Here is a 17,759-nt window from a genome sequence, read left to right on the forward strand (position 1 = left end):
ATCGTGGGTCGGCGGGCCGCCGCCCGCTAGAGTCGGGTCGTGGCGCTCGGTCTTCCCTCCGTCCTCCCCAATCCCCAGCCGGCGATCGGGGAGCTGATCCGTGAGCGCCAGCCGACCTTCTCCTTCGAGTTCTTCCCGCCCAAGACGCCCGAGGGCGAGCGGCTGCTCTGGCAGGCCATCCGGGAGCTGGAGTCGCTGCGTCCCTCGTTCGTGTCCATCACCTACGGCGCGGGCGGGTCGACCCGGGACACCACGGTGGCGGTGACCGAGCGGATCGCCACCGAGACCACCCTGCTGCCGATGGCCCACCTGACCGCGGTCAACCACTCGGTCGCCGAGCTGCGCAACGTCATCGGCCGGCTGGCCGGCGTCGGGGTGCGCAACGTGCTCGCCGTGCGCGGCGACCCGCCGGGCGACCCGGGCGGCGAGTGGGTCCGCCACCCCAAGGGCGTGCTCTACGCCGAGGAACTGGTCCGGCTGGTCCGCGACGCCGGCGACTTCAGCGTCGGCGTGGCCGCCTTCCCGTACAAGCACCCGCGCTCGACGGACGTGGCCAGTGACACCGCGTACTTCGTCCGCAAGTGCCGGGCCGGCGCCGAGTTCGCGATCACCCAGATGTTCTTCGACGCCGACGACTACCTGCGGCTGCGGGACCGGGTCGCCGCCGCCGGCTGCGACACCCCGATCCTGGCCGGCGTGATGCCGGTGACCCAGATCGGCACCATCGAGCGGTCCGTGCAGCTGTCCGGGGCGCCCTTCCCGCCCGCCCTCGCCGAGCGCTTCGAGCGGGTGGCCGACGACCCGGAGGCGGTGCGTCGGCTCGGCATCGAGCAGGCCAGCGAGATGTGCGCCAAGCTGCTGGACGAGGGGGTGCCGGGGATCCACTTCATCACCCTCAACCGGTCCACCGCCACCCGGGAGGTCTGGCGCAGTCTCCAGGCCGGCGCCCGGGTGTGACCGCGGGCACCCCGCCACCTGAACCACGCCGCGACGGTTGACCGATGGTGGGCACACAGCTGAAGTGGGACGACTACGCGACCGCCTGGGCCCGGCTGCACGGCGGCTTCGACCCGCGTGCCGCCGCGCCGGTGGTCCGGGCCTGGCTGCGCTTCGCCTACCACGTGGGATACATCCTGGGCCGGCTCCGGATCACCCCGACCGCGGTGACCGTCGCCGGGGTGCTGCTCTGCCTCTGCGTGCCGCTGTTCTCCGTACGGTCGGTGAACGGGCCGATCCTGGGCGCGCTGTTCGTGCTGCTCGCCTCGGTGGCGGACAGCGTCGACGGGGCGGTGGCGGTGGCCACCAACCGGACCACCCGCCTCGGCTACGTCTACGACTCGCTCGCCGACCGGCTCGGTGAGATCGCCTGGCTGGCCGCGTTCTGGCTGGTCGGCGCGCCGGGGGTGCTGGTCGTCGCCGGTGGCGCGCTGTCCTGGCTGCACGAGTACGTCCGGGCCCGCGCGGTCGCCGCCGGGATGCGCGACATCGGCGCGGTGACCGTGGGGGAGCGCCCGACCCGGGTCTGCGTGGCCCTGGTGGGGCTGCTGCTGGCCGGCCTGACCGGCCTGATCGACCCGGACCTGGCCGCCGGCACCATCACCATGGCCGCCGCGGTCTGGGTGCTACTGGCCGGGTTCGGCCTGGGACAGCTGCTGTCGACCGTGCGCCGCGCCCTGATCGACGCCGGCTGACCCGCTCGTCGCCCACCGCCGGGCGGCGCGTTACCAGGCCGGGCCGATCTCCTCGGCGACGATCTGCGCGGAGAGGGCCACCATCGGCAGGCCGCCGCCGGGGTGGCTGGAGCCGCCGACCAGCCAGAGCCCGTGGGCCGGGCCCCGGTTGGCCGGGCGCAGCAGCCCGCCCGCGGTGCCGTAGATCGTGCCGCCCGGCGCGCCGGTCGCCGCGTCCAGGTCGGCGGGGGTACGCACCTCCCGGAACACCAGCCGGTCGCGGACGTCGACGCCCCGCTCGGCGAGCACGTCGAGGATCCGGTCGGCGTACGCCTCGGCGAGCCCCGGCCGGCGCCAGTCCACCGCCCCGGCGGCGGTGCCGTGGCGGGCGGCGTTGACCAGCACGAACCACGACTCGTGCCCGTCCGGACGGACCATCGGGTCGTCGGCGACGGTGACGAAGACGGTCGGGTCGGCCGCCGGCCGGGCCCGGACGCCCCGCCCCGGGTCGCCGAAGACCGCGTCGAACTCGGCGTCGTAGTCGCGCGGGAAGAACACGTTGTGGTGGGCCAGCCCGGAGTCGCCGCGTACCCCGAGCAGCAGCACGAAGCCGGCCAGGCTGCGGTCGGTCAGCCCGGCCAGCCGGCGGGGGCTGGGCAGCAGGTCCCGGTAGAGGGTGAGCGCGTCGGTGTTGGCCACCACCACGTCGGCGGGGACGGGCGCGGCGGCGCCGGCGAGGCGTACCCCGTGCACCCGGCCGCCCGCGGCGTCGATCCGGGTGACCGTGGCGCCGGTCTGCACGACCACGCCGAGGTCCAGGCAGCGCGACAGCAGCGCGTCGGCCAGGGTGCCCAGCCCGCCGCGCAGGTACCAGCCGCCGAAGGTCAGCTCGGCGTAGGGGACGGCGACCAGCGCGGCCGGGGCGCGGCGCGGGTCGGCGCCGGTGTAGGTGGCGTACCGGTCGAGCAGCATCCGCAGCCGCGGGTCGGACAGCTGCGACCGGCCCAGCCCGCGCAGGCTGCGGCCGGGACCGATGGCGGCCAGGTCGCCCAGCCGCCAGGCCAGCGCGGCGAGGTCGCGCGGCGAGCCGACGGCCCGGCGCAGGATGTCCCGGTGCGAGGCTTCCCAGACCCGGCCGGCCCGGCGCCACAGCCGCTGCCAGTCGGCGGCCGCCCGGTCGCCGAGGGCCGCGCCGATCCGGGCGGCGAACTCGGCCGGGTCGGCGCAGGAGTCCAGCACCGGCCCGTCGCCGGGGAAGACGTGCCGCACGATCGGGTCCAGCGGCACCAGGTCGAGGTACTCGTCGAGCTTGGCCCCGGTGGCCTCGAACAGGTCGTGGAAGACCTGGGGCAGGGTGAACAGGCTGGGGCCGGTGTCGAAGTGGAACGAGCCGGCCGGGGTGTGGTGCGCGTACCGGCCGAGCTTGCCGCCGACGGTGTCGGCGCGTTCGAAGACGGTGACCTCGTGCCCGGTGACGGCCAACCGGGCGGCGGCGGCCAGGCCGCCCACCCCGGCGCCGACGACCACGATCCGCGCCATGCCGCGTCCTCCTAGCTGACCGGGCGGCCCCGCCAGGACAGACGTCGCCGCTTCCGCAGATGGTACGACCGCAAAGTCAGCCAACCGAGGACCACGACCGACACGGGGTGTACCAGCGCGTCGGGCCAGGCCCGCCCACCGGTGGCCCGGGCGCTGAGCACCCGCCCGGCGACCCCGAGCAGGTAGCCGCCGGTGGCGAGCACGGCCACCACCGGCGCGCCGGCAACCAGCGCCGCGACGGCGACCAGCGGGGGAGCGGCGTAGAGCAGGAGCAGCAGGGCCACCACGACCGCCGCCGCGGCCGGGTGACCGAAGGAGGCCCAGAGCGACTTGCTGTAGCCGTCGCGCAGCTGCCGCCAGTTCTCGTACATCCGGCAGGTGGCCAACCCGGAGCCGTCGGCGAGGGCGATCCGCCCGCCGGAGCGCTTGACCGCCCGGGCCAGCTCGATGTCCTCCAGCACCTTGTCGGCCACCGCGGCGTGCCCGCCGGCCCGGTCGTAGCCGGCCCGGTCCACCACCAGGAACTGCCCGCCGGCGGCGGCCAGCGACGGCCGCGGCGAGCGTTCCATCGCGCGCAGCGGCAGGAAGGTCAGCCACAACCACTGCAACAGCGGCTGCACCAGCCGGTCGGCCGCCGTCCGCACCACGATCCGGGGGTACGGCGACAGCAGCGTCGCCCCGGCGGCGCGCAGCTCGGTGACCGCCGCCGCGACCGCGTACGGGGCGAGCACCACGTCGGCGTCGACGAACACCAGCGCGGTGGCGGCCGGATCGGCCCGGCCGGCGAGCTGGTGGCAGGCGTGCGGCTTGCCCAGCCAGCCCGGCGGCGGGTTGACCCCGGTGAGCAGGGTGACCCGGGGATCGTCACGGGCCACGGCGCGGACCACGTCGGCGGTGCCGTCGGTCGACGAGTCGTCGAGCACCACGATCCGCAGCCGCGGCACCCCCCGCTGGGCGAGCAGCGACCGCAGGCAGGGCGTGAGCCGGGCCGCCTCGTCGCGCAGCGGCAGCAGCACCGCCACCGGCTCGGTGACCTCGACCGGCCCGCCGGCGGGGCGGCGCAGCCAGCGGCCCGCGTTGACCCCGGTGTGCGCGGTCAGCGCGGCGAGCGCGAGGACCAGGGCGAGGACCGCCGCGCTCATGCGGTGGCGTCGACGCCGGGACGCGCCGGTCGGCGGGGTGCCCGCCGGTCGTCGCCGTGCCGGCGGGCGCGGACCAGCGTCACCGCCAGCGGCACCGCCGCCACCGCCATGCCGGCCGCGCCCCAGGCCGCCGAGGCGGGCAGGTCGAGGAAGACCGCGTGGGCCAGCACGCTGGAGAAGTACGTCCACAGGTAGAGCGCGAACATCGGGTCGTCCCGGGAGTCGGTGACCGCGACGGACGGCCCGGCCAGCGGGCGCAGCGCGCTCATCAGCAGCACCGCGAAGAGCAGCCAGCCCAGGTAGTTGCTGACCGGGATGCCGGGCAGCCCGGGCAGGGCCGGATCGGCGTCACGCCACACCCAGTAGCCCTCGGCCACCATCTGCGGGTCGAGGAAGAGGTCCCAGGCGGCCAGCCCCACGGCGGCCAGCGCGATCCGCCCGGGCCCGGACGCGGTCAGCCGGACGGCGGCCAGCCAGGCGGGCCACGCCATCCAGGTCCAGGCCAGCGGGATGATAAGCGGCACCCCGGCCAGCTTCGGACCGAGTTCCCCGGAGTAGTCGTAGCTGCCGAACGGGAAGCCGGTGGCGACCCCGAGGGCCTCGATCGCGAAGCCCCCGCCGGTGGCCACCGCGACCAGCGCCCCCGCCGTACGCGGGCCGCGACTCAGCAGGGCGTGGCCGACCGCGAGCAGGTAGCCCAGCAGCACGGTGGCCACGGTCAGCCGGGCCCGGGTCGTCCCGGTGGTGAGCGGGTAGCAGATCTGGGCGAGGACTCCGACCGCCAGCAACGCCCAGGGGGCTCGCCGTCGGATCACCGCGCGGCCGGGCCGGACCCGACGGTGGCGGCCGGGTCGGCGACGGCCAGCGGCAGGTCCCGGCCGAGCACGCCGAAGGGCCGCTCGTCGCCGGGGAAGTGGAAGTGCCGCAGCACGTCGACGAAGCCGAACCGCCGGTACAGCCGCCAGGCCCGCGAGGTCTGCTCGTCGGCTTCCGGGGTGGACAGCAGGGTGGTGGCGCCCTCGGCGAGGGTGAGCAGGGCGGTCAACTGTCGGATGCCCAGGCCGTGCCCCTGCGCCGGTGGCCGGACGTGCAGCTCCACCACCTCGAAGCAGTCGGTCAGCCAGCGCCGGCGGGCCTGCGGGTCCAGGGCCCGGTGCACCTGGTCGTGCCACCACTGCCCGGGCGCGCCCAGGTAGCCGTACCCGAAGCCGGCCAGCCGGCCGTCGGTGGTGAGGCTGGCGACGGCGCGGAAGCCGGGGCGGCGCACGTGGGTGGCGATGTAGCCGCGGCGCGCCTCCAGCAGGTCGGCGCGGTAGTTCATCGCCTCCCCGTAGACGGCGACCACGTCGTCCAGCCGCCGGACGAGATCGTCCGGCGTCCACCGCACCAACCTCATGCGTGTCCCTTCACCGTTGCCGCGTCGCCGTCGGCGACCCACCCCAGCACCGTCCGGTCGCCGACCACGTCGCGCACCTCGAACCGCGCGAAGAGCTCCTCCGCGTACCACCCCTCGGTGGGGGTGCGGCTGATCGCGGCGCGGTGCTCCGGGTGACGGTACGCGAACGCCACGAGGTCCGCGGGATCGCGCCACACGCTGACCGTGCCCTGCCAGCCCAGCGGGGCCTCGCCGACGCCGAACCGGGCGAGCAGCCCGGGCGCGGCGTGCAGCGCGGCGGCCACCGGGGGGATCGCCGTCCAGAAGGTGGCCGCCCGGCGGGGCCGCAGCCGGGCCCGGGTCAGCGCCAGCACCGGTCCGCCGACCCGGCCGCCGGGCGGGTCGCCGAACGGGCGCCGGCCGGACCACTCGCCCCGGCTGCTCACCGGGCGCAGGTCGACCCGGACGGTGGCCCGGGCGATCCGGGCCCAGGCGCGGCCGACCGGGGAGGCGTCGAAGCCGTCGGCGGCGGCGGGGGAGTCCCAGACGGTCAGCGCCGCCCACCGGGTCAGGTCGGCGTCGCCGGGCCCGAAGCCGGTGCCGGTCCCGGTGCCGAGCAGCTTGCCGAACCGTACGCCCGGGGTGGCGCGCAGCCGGCGCGGGTCGAGCGCCATCCGGGTGAGCGCCCGGGGCAGCGCGGCCCGGGAGATCCGCCACACGTGCAGGGTGACCAGCTCGGGAACGGTGTCGCCGGCAGTCGCCCCGCCGGGCTCGCTCACGCCACCTCGGCCGGGGTGCCGGCGGTGATCCGCAGCAGGTCCGCGTACGTGCTGGGGAAGACCGCCTGGGGGACCCCGCCGGCCGCCCAGATCTCGGCGTACTCCTGCAGGGCGGTGTCGACCAGGGTGCGCAGCGGGCGGGGGTGGCCCACCGGGGCGACCCCGCCGATCACCTGGCCGGTGTGTTCCCGGACGAACTCCGGGGTGGCCCGACGCAGCCGGGTGACCCCCAGCCGGGCGGCCAGTTCGGCGGTGTCCACCCGGTGCGCGCCGGAGGTCAGCACCAGCAGTGGCTCGCCGTCGGCCTCGAAGACCAGCGAGTTGGCGATGGCGCCGACGTCGACGCCGAGCGCCGCGGCGGCTGCGGCCGCGGTGTGGACCGCCTCGGGCAGCAGGCGGACGAGGCTGGGCGCGCCCGCGCTGTCGCGCGCGCCCGCGCCGTCCAGGGCCGCCTGCACCGCCTGCACGTTCGGGTGTGGCTGCATGCCCCCATTCTTCCCGGTACGCCCCGGCCCGGTGGAGCCGGTCGGGTCCGGTCGGCGTGGCGGGTGTCGGGGGCGGCGGGCGGCACCCGGGGGAGCCGGCTCCGCTGCGGCTTGCCGCTGCTGTGCGCGCCCTGAATCTCCGCGCCCACGCCGGCGCGCCCGCTCCCGGCCCGATCCCCGCGCTCCCCGGAGACGGCGGCACGCCGGACGTCACACGTTGCGTTTTCGTCGGAGGGAGGGTGTACTGTCGGGAGCAGTTAGAACGAGTGTTCGATTGAGTCGTACGCCCGTTCCAACGCCCGGGAGTGGTGTTTCGCGGCTCCGGCTTCCGGGAGAGGTGCGGTTTCGCGGACCGCACCGGGTTCCGGGCAGTCGCGAGCCCGGTCCCGTCAAGGCAGGATCGTCGTTCGCCGCCCACGACCCCCGGGCGGCGGACGACGAACCCGCCGGTTCGCCGGCCGGGTGTGGTGTGGGGAAGCGTCCACACCCGGCCGGCCCCCATCCGGTGCGTCTTCCTCCGCACCACCCGCTCCGGGCGCCCGCCGACGGATCCCCTTCCGCCGCGCGTCGCGCCCGCCCCGGTCACGCGGAGGAGACAGTCATGCCGACCAACCCGGCCCAGGCACCGACGGTGCCCGCGCACGTGCTGCCGCACCGCACCCCGGCCCAGCTCCTCGCGGTGGCCCGGATCGGGCTCAGCGAGGCCGCCCAGACCCGCCCCGACGGGCTGCGCTACGCCGCCGCCCACCTCGCCGCGCTGCGCGCGGCCGCGGCCCTGCTCGCCGCCCGCGCCCGCCCCGCGCCCGCCCGACGTCACCGGATCACCAGCGTCTGGGTCCTGCTCTCCACGGTCGCCCCCGAGCTCGACGAGTGGTCCGCCTACTTCGCCGCCGGCGCCGGCAAGCGGGCCGCCGCCGAGGCGGGGATACCCCGCGTGGTGAGCGCCCGGGAGGCCGACGACCTGCTCCGGGCCGCCGAGCAGTTCGTCTCGGTGGTGGAGACCGCGCTCGGCCTGGCCCACCAGCCGACCCTCGACGGCCTCGCCGCCTGACCCGGCACCGCCCGGGTTCCCCCGCCGGGCACACCCGGCGCCCCATCCGACAAGCGACACCTGATCCAGCAGAAACACGACGGGGGGTTGGTCCCATGGCGGGCCGCATGGTGGTCGGTTCCGCCGCACTGGCCGATCTGGTGCGCCCGGCGAGCGCGCCGGACCCGGCCGGCGGCCACCGGGTGCTCCCGGTGGCGCCCGAGCTGACCGGCCTGCTGCCCAACCGCGGGCTGCGCCGGGGCAGCACGATCGCGGTCTCCGCCGGCCAGCCCCGACGCAGCGGTGGCACCTCCCTGGTCCTGGCGCTGCTCGCCGAGGCGTCCCGGGCCGGCTCCTGGTGCGCGGTGGTCGGGGTGCCGACCTTCGGGGCCGGCGCGGCCGCCGAGATCGGGATCGCGCTGGACCGGCTCGCCCTGGTGCCCGACCCCGGCCCGGAGTGGCCCACCGTCGTCGCGGCGCTGATCGACGGGGTCGACGTGGTGGTGACCGCCGTACCGCAGACCGTCTCCGCCTCGGTCGCCAACCGGCTCGCCGCCCGGGCCCGGCAGCGCGGCAGCGTGCTCGTCCCATACGGCCGGTGGGACGGCGCGGACGTCACCCTCCAGGTGGTCCGCGGGGTCTGGGAGGGGCTGGGGTCGGGCCGGGGCCGGCTGCGCCGCCGCGAGGTGACCGTGTCGGCGCGCGGGCGCGGCGCGGCCGCCCGCCCCAAGGAGATCAAGGTCTGGCTGCCCGGTGACGGGCTCACCCGGGTCATCCCCCGGCCGTCCACGGTGGGCGGCGTCGGCCGCCCCCGGCGTGGCGCGCTCACCGTGGTCGGGTCCGCGTGACCGGCACGCCGGTGCGCACCCTGCTGCTCTGGTGTCCGGACTGGCCGGTCATCGCCGCCGAGATCGTCGACGGGGTGCCCGCCACCGGCCCGGTCGCCGTGCTGCACGCCAACCGGGTGGTGGCCTGCTCCGAGCAGGCCCGCGCCGAGGGGGTACGGCGGGGCCTGCGCCGGCGGGAGGCGCAGGGACGCTGCCCGCAGCTGACCGTCGTCGACCACGACCCGGGGCGGGACGCCCGCGCCTTCGAACCGGTGGTCGCCGCCGTCGAGGAGGTCGTCGCCGGCGTCGAGGTGGTACGCCCCGGCGCCTGCGCGGTGGCCGCCCGGGGCCCCAGCCGCTACCTCGGCGGTGAGGAGGCGGCCGCCGAACGGATCGTCGAGCAGGTGGCCCAGGCCTGCGCGGTGGAGAGCCAGGTCGGCATCGCCGACGGGGTCTTCGCCGCCGGGCTGGCCGCGCGCGCCGGTCGGGTCGTACCCCCGGGCGGGACGCCGGAGTTCCTGACCGGGTTGCCGGTCGAGGCGCTCGGCCGTCCCGCGCTGGCCGACCTGCTGCGCCGGCTCGGCGTGCGTACCCTCGGCGACTTCGCGGCGCTGCCCGCCGGCGACGTGCTGGCCCGGTTCGGCCTCGACGGGGCGCTGGCCCACCGGCTCGCCGCCGGGCGGGACGACCGCCCGCTGGCCGTCCGGCAGCCCCCGGTCGACCTGGCGGTGACCGCCGACCACGACGAGCCGCTCGACCGGGTCGACGCGGCCGCCTTCGCCGCCCGCGCGCTCGCCGAGCGGCTGCACGACCGGCTCGCCGCGCACGGGCTGGCCTGCACCCGGCTCGGCATCGAGGCGGTCACCGCGCACGGCCAGGAGCTGCACCGGGTCTGGCGGCACGACGGCCTGCTCACCGCCGCGGCCATCGCCGACCGGGTCCGGTGGCAGCTCGACGGCTGGCTCTCCGGCAGCACCGGCCGGGCCGGCGCCCGCCCGGCCCGGCCGACCGCCGGGATCGTCCGGCTGCGGCTGGTCCCCGACGGGGTGCTGGCCCAGGCGGGGCTGCAACCCGGCCTGTGGGGGGAGACCGGCGAGGAGCGGGAGCGGGCGCACCGGGCGTTGAGCCGGGTGCAGGGCATCCTCGGCCCGGAGGCGGTGGTGACCGCCGTGCTCGGCGGCGGTCGTTCCCCGGCCGACCAGACCCACCTGGTCCCCTGGGGCGACGAGCGGATCCCGGCCCGCCCCGGCCCGCCGGCATTGCCCGGCGAGCCGGCCCTCGGCGCCGACCGGGCCGCCGGTGGCCCCGCCGGCGCGGGCCCGGCCGCCGGTGGGTCCGCTGCCGGCCGCTCCGCCGGCGCCGGCCGGGCCGGCGGCGGCGGGAGCGCCGTCCCGCCGTGGCCGGGCCGGCTGCCGCCGCCCGCACCGGCCGTGGTGCTGCCCACCCCGCTCACCGCGACCGTGCACGACGCTGCCGGTGAGCCGGTCGTGGTCAGCGCGCGCCTGACGGTGAGCGCCGCGCCGGCCCGACTGGCCGTCGGCACGGCCCGACCGGTCGAGATCGTCGGCTGGGCCGGGCCGTGGCCGGTGGACGAGCGCTGGTGGGCGCCCGCCGAGGCCCGGCGCCGGGCCCGGTTCCAGGTCTGCCTGGCCGACGGCGCCGCCCTGCTGCTGGCGGTCGAGGCCGGCCAGTGGCTGGTGGAGGCGATCTATGACTGAGCCGGTCCCGTCCGGTCCGGGGCGGTTCCCTCGCGGAGCCGGCGCGCCCGACCGGTCGGTCCGCTCCGGGTCGGGGGCGGATGCCCCGGTGAGCGATATGACTGGCAGGCATATTTATGACTCTCCGGCATATCGCTCACCGACCCTTTCGTCGGTGGAGCCGGCCGTCGGGACCCGGTTGCCCGCGGGGGCGGCCAGATGAGCTTCCACAACCCCAAGCTGCCCTGGTCAGAGCTGGAACGGGTGCTCTCCGGGCGACCCGGCGGCGGGTCGGGCGGCGGCGGGAGGCCGCGGGGTGGCCGGTCGCGCGAGGAGCGGCACCTGCACGTGGTCGACCCGCTCGCGGTCGACGCCGACGGCGGCGACGCCCCGGCCTGGAGCCGCAAGCGCCAGCAGTACGAGGCGCCCGAGCTGCCCCACCCGGACGGCACGGTGCCCTACGCCGAGCTGCACGCGCACACCAACTTCAGCTTCCTCGACGGCGCCAGCCATCCCGAGGAGCTGGCCGAGGAGGCCGCCCGGCTGGGGCTCACCGCGCTCGCCGTCACCGACCACGACGGCTTCTACGGCGTGGTCCGCTTCGCCGAGGCGGCCCGCGCGCTGCACCTGCCGACGATCTTCGGCGCCGAGCTCTCCCTCGGGCTGCCGGGCCCGCAGAACGGCGAGCCCGACCCGCACGGCGCGCACCTGCTGGTGCTCGCCCACGGCCACGAGGGGTACGCCCGGCTGGCCGCCACCATCGCCCGCGCCCAGCTGCGCGGCGGGGAGAAGGGCCGCCCGGTCTACGGCGAGCTGGAGGAGGTCGCCGCCGAGCTGCGCGACCACGTGCTGGTGCTGACCGGCTGCCGCAAGGGGCACGTGCCGGGCGCGCTGCTCACCGAGGGCGTCGACGCGGCGGCCCGCGAGCTGGACCGGCTCACCGCCCTCTTCGGCGCCGAGACGGTGGCGGTGGAGCTGACCGACCACGGCCACCCGGTCGACGCCGACCGCAACGACGCCCTCGCCGAGCTGGCCGCCGCCGCCGGGCTGCCCACGGTGGCCACCAACAACGTGCACTACGCGACCCCGGCCCGGCGCCGGCTCGCCACCACCCTGGCCGCCGTCCGGGCCCGGCGCAGCCTGGACGAGATCGACGGCTGGCTGCCCGCCGCCGCCACCGCCCACCTGCGCAGCGGCGCGGAGATGGCGGCGCGGTTCGCCGCGTACCCGGGCTCGGTGGCCCGGGCCGCGGAGTTCGGCGCCGAGCTCGCCTTCGACCTCCAGCTCGTCGCGCCGCAGCTGCCGGCGTACCCGGTGCCGCCGGGGCACACCGAGATGAGCTGGCTGCGGCACCTGACGATGCAGGGCGCCCGGGAGCGCTACGGCCCGCCCGAGGCGCACCCGGAGGCGTACGCGCAGCTGGAGCACGAGCTGAAGATGATCGAGGAGCTGGGCTTCCCCGGCTACTTCCTGGTGGTCTACGACATCGTCACGTTCTGCCGCGAGCAGGACATCTACTGCCAGGGTCGGGGCTCGGCGGCGAACTCGGCGGTCTGCTACGCGCTGCGGATCACCAACGTGGACGCGGTCCGGCACCGGCTGCTCTTCGAGCGCTTCCTCGCCCCGGAACGCGACGGCCCGCCCGACATCGACGTGGACATCGAGTCCGACCGCCGGGAGGAGGTGATCCAGCACGTCTACACCCGGTACGGCCGGGAGCACACCGCGCAGGTCGCCAACGTCATCTCGTACCGGCCCCGCTCGGCGGTGCGGGACGTGGCCAAGGCGTTCGGCTTCTCACCGGGCCAGCAGGACGCCTGGAGCAAGCAGATCGACCGGTGGGGCTCGGTGGCGTCGGTCGACGTCGAGGACATCCCCGAGCAGGTGGTCGCGTACGCCAACGAGCTGCAGACGTTCCCCCGGCACCTGGGCATCCACTCCGGCGGGATGGTGATCTGCGACCGGCCGGTGATCGAGGTGTGCCCGGTGGAGTGGGGCCGGATGCCCGGCCGCAGCGTGCTCCAGTGGGACAAGGACGACTGCGCCGCCGTCGGCCTGGTCAAGTTCGACCTGCTCGGCCTGGGCATGCTCTCCGCGCTGCACTACGGCTACGACATGATCGGGACGACCCTCGACCTGGGCGACATGACGCTGGACGACCCCGAGGTCTACGACATGCTCTGCCGGGCCGACTCGGTCGGGGTGTTCCAGGTGGAGAGCCGCGCCCAGATGGCCACCCTGCCCCGGCTCAAGCCCCGCGAGTTCTACGACCTGGTGGTCGAGGTGGCGCTGATCCGGCCCGGCCCGATCCAGGGCGGCTCGGTGCACCCGTACATCCGGCGCAAGAACGGCCAGGAGCCGGTGACCTTCCCGCACCCGCTGATGCGCAACGCGCTGGAGAAGACCCTCGGCGTGCCGCTGTTCCAGGAGCAGCTCATGCAGCTCGCGATCGACCTGGCCGGCTTCGACGCGGCCGGGGCCGACCAGCTGCGCCGGGCCATGGGGTCCAAGCGCTCGGTGGAGCGGATGACGCAGATCGCCGACCGGCTCTACGCCGGGATGGCCGAGCGGGGCATCACCGGCGAGCTGGCCGACGACGTCTACCGCAAGCTCACCGCCTTCGCCAGCTACGGCTTCCCGGAGAGCCACGCGATGAGCTTCGCCTACCTGGTCTACGCCAGCTCCTGGCTCAAGCGCTACCACCCGGGGCCGTTCCTGGCCGCGCTGCTCAACGCCCAGCCGATGGGCTTCTACTCGCCGCAGACCCTGGTCGACGACGCCCGCCGGCACGGCGTGGAGGTACGCCGGCCGGACATCAACGCCAGCGGGGCCAAGGCGGTGCTGGAGTCGACGCACCAGACCCGGTGGGGGAGCCAGCCGGGGGAGCCGCCGCACGCCTGGGGGTTGGGCGGGCCGGCGGTCCGGCTCGGGCTCGGCAGCGTGCGTACCCTCGGCGAGGACGTGGCCGAGCGGATCGAGGCGGAGCGGGCGGCGCACGGGCCGTACCGGGACATGCCGGATCTGTCCCGGCGGGTCGGGCTCACCGCCGCGCAGCTGGAGGCGCTGGCCACCGCGGACGCCTTCGCCTGCTTCGGGCTGACCCGGCGGCAGGCGCTCTGGGCCGCCGGCGCGGCGGCCCAGGACCGGCCGGGCCGGCTGCCCGGCACGGTGACCGGGACGGCCGCGCCCACCCTGCCCGGGATGGAGGCGGTGGACCGGCTGGTCGCCGACGTCTGGGCGACCGGGCTGTCCCCGGAGAGCCACCCGGCCCGGTTCATCCGCGACCGGCTCGACGCCCTCGGCGCGGTGCCGATCGCCCGGCTCGGCCGGGTGGAGCCGGGCCGGCGGATCCGGGTCGGCGGGATCGTCACCCACCGGCAGCGGCCGGCGACCGCCGGCGGGGTCACCTTCCTCAACCTGGAGGACGAGACGGGGATGCTCAATGTCACTTGCTCCCCGGGGCTGTGGCAGCGCTACCGTCGTATCGCCCGCACCAGCGCGGCGTTGGTGGTGCGAGGCCGGTTGCAGCGGCACGAGGGAGTCACCAGCCTCACCGCGGACCGGCTGGACGCCATCGAGCCACCGGTCAGCCCGGCGTCCCGGGATTTCCGTTGATTCCAGTGATCCACATTACGGTTTCCCCGGGCGCCAGGCGGGAGACTTCCGGCACGTGCGGGCAGAGTGGCCCGCTCGCGGCAAGGGGGAAGACGCGATGACGTCGAACAGCATGCACACCGGCGGCGTGGCGAACGCCCGGCGCACCCGGCTCGCGGCCGGCTGGGCGCCGGCGCAGGACGTGGAGACGCGCGAGTACCAGGTGCACGACGGCCCGGTGGCCAACGCGAACCGGTCCCGCGCGGAGGAGGACCCCGCCGCCGGCGGCGAGTCCTGACCAGCGCGGTACCGCCTGCGGGGGGTCCGGTGGCGCGGGTGACTAGGCTCGACCGGGTGGAGCAGACCACCCGAGGCCGGTTCACCGGGCCGCCGTTGACCCCCCGTACCGCTGTCATCTGGTCGGTCCTCGCCGCCGAGCTGGACCGACGTGCCGACGCCGAACTGACCGTGCTCGACGTCGGCGGCGGGACCGGCGGCTTCGCCGTCCCGCTCGCCCAGGCCGGGCACCGGGTCACCGTGGTCGACGCCAGCCCCGACGCGCTCGCCGCGCTGACCCGCCGGGCCGCCGAGGCCGGGGTCGCCGCCCGGGTACGCGCCGTGCAGGGCGACGGCGACGCCCTGGCCGGGCTGGTCGAACCGGCCAGCGCCGACCTGGTGCTCTGCCACTCCGTGCTGGAGGTGGTCGACGACCCGACGCCGGTGGTCACCGCGCTGGCCGCCGCGCTGCGACCCGGGGGCGCGGCCAGCGTGCTGGTCGCCGGCCGGGCCGCCGCCGTGCTGGCCCGGGCGATGAACGGCCACCTGGACGTCGCCGCCGCGCTCGCCGCCGCCCCGGACGGCTCCGCCGGGCCGCGGGACACCCTGCGCCGGCGCTTCGACGCCGACGGCGCCGCCGCGCTGTTGCGCGCCGCCGGGCTCACCGTCGAGGAGATCCACGGGGTACGCGTCCTCGCCGACCTGCTTCCCGCCGCCGTGGCCGACGGCCAGCCGGGCAACCTGGTCGAGCTGGAGCGGGCTCTCGCCGCCCGGTCGCCGTACCGGGACCTCGCCGCCCAGCTGCACCTGTTCGCCCGCCGGCCGGCATGACGGCATGACCTCGGCGGCACCGCCCGATCCGCTGGACGTCGTGGCGCCCCGCTACGGCGGCGGCAGCCTCGCCGACGTGGTGCCCAGCGTGCTGGCGGTGCTCGGCGTGCCCGGCGCGGTCGACCTGCTCGGGCTCACCCCCCGGCTGGCCGGGGTGCGGCGGATCGCCGTGCTCCTGGTCGACGGGCTCGGCTGGTACCAGATCCCGACGGCCGCGCCGTACGCGCCAACCCTGGCCGGGCTCGCCGCCACCGTCGGTCGGCCGTTGACCTCGGGTTTTCCCTCCACCACCCCGACCAGCCTGGTGAGCTTCGGCGCGGGCGTCGCGCCCGGGTCGCACGGGGTGCTCGGCTTCACCGTCCGGGTGCCCGGCACCGACCGGGTGCTCAACCACATCGAGTGGGCCGGCGACCCGGAGCCGCTGACCTGGCAGCCGGTCCGTACCCAGTGGGAGCGGGCCCGGGCGGCCGGCGTCGCGGTGACCGTGGTCAGCCGCCCCGAGTTCGCCGGCAGCGGGTTGACCCTGGCCGCCAACCGGGGCGGTGACTACCGGGGCGCCGCCGGGGTGGACGCCCTGGCGGCGACGATGCTCGCCGCGCTCGCCGCCGGCCCCGGACCGACCCTGGTCTCCGGCTACCACCCCGACCTGGACCGGCACGGTCACCTGACCGGCGTCGACTCCGCGCCGTGGCGGATCGCCGCCGCCGAGGTGGACGCGCTGCTCGCCCGGCTCGTCGACGGGCTGCCGCCGGACGCCGCGCTGCTGGTCACCGCCGACCACGGGCAGCTCGACGTGCCCGCCGCGCACCGCTTCGACCTGGACACCGACTCCCGGCTGCGGGCCGGGGTGCAGGTCGTCGCCGGGGAGCCGCGGGTGCGCTACCTGCACGTGGAGCCGGGCGCCGTCGACGACGTGGTGGCCGCCTGGTCGGCAGTGCTCGGCCCGGCCGCCCGGGTGGAGACCCGGGACGAGGCGGTGGCCGCCGGGCGGTTCGGCCCGGTGCCGGAGGAGCACCTGCGGCGCGTCGGCGACGTCGTGGTGACCTGCCACGGCACGTACGCCGTGCTGGCCAGCCGCTCCGAGCCGCCCGCGGTGTCCCGGCTGGTGGCGTACCACGGGGCGGACACGGCGGCGGAGCTGACCATCCCGCTGCTGGTGGTGCGGGGCTGACCGGTCGGGCTGTCGTACCGGCGGGTTAGCCTGCGGGAGTGGGTCGGAGCCAGTCGTTGCCGCGCGGCGGTGACCCGCGCTTCGGGCCGGACGCCGACGACTCCGGCAGCCCGATCCTGCACGTCGACATGGACGCCTTCTTCGCCTCGGTGGAGGTGCGTCGCCGCCCCGAGCTGCGCGGCCGGCCCGTGGTGGTCGGTGGCGTCGGGCCCCGCGGCGTGGTCAGCTCCGCCAGCTACGAGGCCCGGCGGTACGGCGTCCGCAGCGCCATGCCCACCATGCGCGCCCGGGCGCTCTGCCCGCACGCGGTCTACCTCCCGCCCGACTTCGCGCAGTACACGGCGGCCTCCCGGGCGGTCATGCAGATCTTCCGGGACGTCACCCCGCTGGTCGAGCCGCTCTCCCTGGACGAGGCGTTCCTCGACGTGGCCGGCGCCCGGCGGCTGTTCGGGCCGCCGGCCGAGATCGCCCGCCGGATCCGCGAACGGGTGGCGGCCGAGCAGGAGCTGACCTGTTCGGTCGGGGTGGCCCCGACCAAGTTCGTGGCGAAGCTCGGCTCCACCCGGGCCAAGCCGGACGGCCTGCTCGTGGTGCCGGCCGATCGGGTGCTGGAGTTCCTGCACCCGCTGCCGGTCGGCGCGCTCTGGGGGGTGGGGGAGCGCTCCGCCGAGACGCTGCGCCGGCTGGGCCTGAACACCATCGGCGACCTGGCCGAGGCGCCGTACGGCATGCTCCGCAAGGCGGTCGGCGAGGCGTCCGCCAGCCACCTGCACGAGTTGGCCTCGGGGCGCGACCCGCGCACGGTCAGCCCCGAGCACGTGGAGAAGTCGATCGGCGCCGAGGTGACCTTCGACGCCGACGTCGCCGACCCGGTGGAGATCCGCCGTGCCCTGCTCGCCCTCAGTGACAAGGTCGGCGCCCGAATGCGCCGGGCCGGGCAGGTCGGCCGGACGGTCTCGCTCAAGGTCCGGCTGGCCGACTTCCGCACGGTCAACCGGTCCCGCACCCTCGGCGTGTCCACCGACACCGCGCGGGAGATCTTCGACACCGCCTGGGCGCTCTACACCGTTCTCGACCCCGCCGAGCGCGTCCGCCTGGTCGGCGTACGAATGGAGGGGCTGGCCGGGGTGACGGAGACGCCACAGCAGCTGACCCTCGGCGCGCCCGAGCGCGGCTGGCGGGAGGCGGAAGCTGCCGCCGACGCCGCGGCTGCCCGTTTCGGGCGGTCCGTCATAGGTCCGGCCAGTCTGCTCGGCAAGCGTGATACCCGTAGAGGCGAAAATCCGACCCGGCCGTAGGTCGTCCCGCTTTCCGACGCGCGAGCCCCCTCGTAGACTTGACGG

At 76.6% G+C, this 17,759-nt stretch carries 16 protein-coding genes; 10 read left to right on the forward strand and 6 right to left on the reverse strand.

Going from position 1 to position 17,759, the window contains the following annotated elements:
- The first annotated feature begins 39 nt into the window (after positions 1 to 39).
- Both metF and GA0074696_RS11495 read left to right on the forward strand, forming a co-directional pair.
- A complete protein-coding gene (metF, locus tag GA0074696_RS11490) occupies positions 40 to 957 on the forward strand; it encodes a methylenetetrahydrofolate reductase [NAD(P)H] (RefSeq protein WP_088961092.1) in 918 nt (305 codons plus the stop codon).
- A 44-nt stretch (positions 958 to 1,001) separates the two neighbouring features.
- Positions 1,002 to 1,691 carry a CDP-alcohol phosphatidyltransferase family protein gene (locus GA0074696_RS11495; protein ID WP_088961093.1) on the forward strand — a complete coding sequence of 230 codons (690 nt, stop codon included), beginning with the start codon at positions 1,002 to 1,004 and terminating at the stop codon, positions 1,689 to 1,691.
- A gap of 30 nt (positions 1,692 to 1,721) precedes the next feature.
- Here the strand turns inward: GA0074696_RS11495 and GA0074696_RS11500 are convergent, their stop codons facing one another.
- Genes GA0074696_RS11500 through GA0074696_RS11525 form a run of 6 tightly spaced genes read right to left on the reverse strand, consistent with a single transcriptional unit; the run spans position 1,722 to position 6,990 of the window.
- On the reverse strand, positions 1,722 to 3,209 hold the full coding sequence (locus tag GA0074696_RS11500; RefSeq protein WP_088961094.1) for a phytoene desaturase family protein: 1,488 nt from the start codon (positions 3,207 to 3,209) through the stop codon (positions 1,722 to 1,724).
- Positions 3,210 to 3,220: 11 nt separating this feature from the next.
- Positions 3,221 to 4,351, reverse strand: a complete 1,131-nt coding sequence (locus tag GA0074696_RS11505) for a glycosyltransferase (protein WP_088961095.1) — start codon at positions 4,349 to 4,351, stop codon at positions 3,221 to 3,223.
- Positions 4,348 to 5,163 (reverse strand): carotenoid biosynthesis protein, encoded by an 816-nt coding sequence (locus GA0074696_RS11510; protein ID WP_088964503.1) that lies wholly within the window; start codon positions 5,161 to 5,163, stop codon positions 4,348 to 4,350. Before GA0074696_RS11510 ends, GA0074696_RS11505 begins: the two co-directional genes overlap by 4 nt.
- Entirely contained in the window at positions 5,163 to 5,747 is a 585-nt protein-coding gene (locus tag GA0074696_RS11515; RefSeq protein ID WP_088961096.1) for a GNAT family N-acetyltransferase, read from the reverse strand. Before GA0074696_RS11515 ends, GA0074696_RS11510 begins: the two co-directional genes overlap by 1 nt.
- Positions 5,744 to 6,505, reverse strand: coding sequence for a monooxygenase (locus GA0074696_RS11520; protein WP_088961097.1), 762 nt, complete (start codon positions 6,503 to 6,505; stop codon positions 5,744 to 5,746). The genes GA0074696_RS11515 and GA0074696_RS11520 overlap by 4 nt, the downstream gene beginning before the upstream one ends.
- Positions 6,502 to 6,990 (reverse strand): YbaK/EbsC family protein, encoded by a 489-nt coding sequence (locus GA0074696_RS11525; protein ID WP_088961098.1) that lies wholly within the window; start codon positions 6,988 to 6,990, stop codon positions 6,502 to 6,504. The genes GA0074696_RS11520 and GA0074696_RS11525 overlap by 4 nt, the downstream gene beginning before the upstream one ends.
- Positions 6,991 to 7,591: 601 nt before the next feature.
- On the opposite strand from GA0074696_RS11525, the gene GA0074696_RS11530 reads away from it, so the two are divergent.
- The 8 genes from GA0074696_RS11530 to GA0074696_RS11565 all read left to right on the forward strand — a co-directional run bounded on the left by GA0074696_RS11530 (position 7,592) and on the right by GA0074696_RS11565 (position 17,714).
- Entirely contained in the window at positions 7,592 to 8,041 is a 450-nt protein-coding gene (locus GA0074696_RS11530) for an SAV_6107 family HEPN domain-containing protein (protein WP_088961099.1), read from the forward strand.
- A 95-nt stretch (positions 8,042 to 8,136) separates the two neighbouring features.
- Positions 8,137 to 8,868 carry a hypothetical protein gene (locus tag GA0074696_RS11535; RefSeq protein WP_088961100.1) on the forward strand — a complete coding sequence of 244 codons (732 nt, stop codon included), beginning with the start codon at positions 8,137 to 8,139 and terminating at the stop codon, positions 8,866 to 8,868.
- Positions 8,865 to 10,565: a DNA polymerase Y family protein gene (locus GA0074696_RS11540; protein ID WP_088961101.1), complete on the forward strand. Its 1,701-nt coding sequence runs from the start codon at positions 8,865 to 8,867 to the stop codon at positions 10,563 to 10,565. Before GA0074696_RS11535 ends, GA0074696_RS11540 begins: the two co-directional genes overlap by 4 nt.
- Before the next feature lie 198 nt (positions 10,566 to 10,763).
- On the forward strand, positions 10,764 to 14,159 hold the full coding sequence (locus GA0074696_RS11545; RefSeq protein WP_088961102.1) for an error-prone DNA polymerase: 3,396 nt from the start codon (positions 10,764 to 10,766) through the stop codon (positions 14,157 to 14,159).
- A 97-nt stretch (positions 14,160 to 14,256) separates the two neighbouring features.
- Positions 14,257 to 14,436 (forward strand): hypothetical protein, encoded by a 180-nt coding sequence (locus tag GA0074696_RS11550; protein ID WP_088961103.1) that lies wholly within the window; start codon positions 14,257 to 14,259, stop codon positions 14,434 to 14,436.
- Between the two features lie 38 nt (positions 14,437 to 14,474).
- Positions 14,475 to 15,245 (forward strand): class I SAM-dependent methyltransferase, encoded by a 771-nt coding sequence (locus tag GA0074696_RS11555; RefSeq protein ID WP_088964504.1) that lies wholly within the window; start codon positions 14,475 to 14,477, stop codon positions 15,243 to 15,245.
- A gap of 4 nt (positions 15,246 to 15,249) precedes the next feature.
- A complete protein-coding gene (locus tag GA0074696_RS11560) occupies positions 15,250 to 16,416 on the forward strand; it encodes an alkaline phosphatase family protein (protein WP_088961104.1) in 1,167 nt (388 codons plus the stop codon).
- Positions 16,417 to 16,454: 38 nt separating this feature from the next.
- Entirely contained in the window at positions 16,455 to 17,714 is a 1,260-nt protein-coding gene (locus GA0074696_RS11565; RefSeq protein ID WP_088961105.1) for a DNA polymerase IV, read from the forward strand.
- Positions 17,715 to 17,759 lie beyond the last annotated feature (45 nt).

Source organism: Micromonospora purpureochromogenes (genome assembly GCF_900091515.1).
Lineage (GTDB): Bacteria > Actinomycetota > Actinomycetes > Mycobacteriales > Micromonosporaceae > Micromonospora > Micromonospora purpureochromogenes.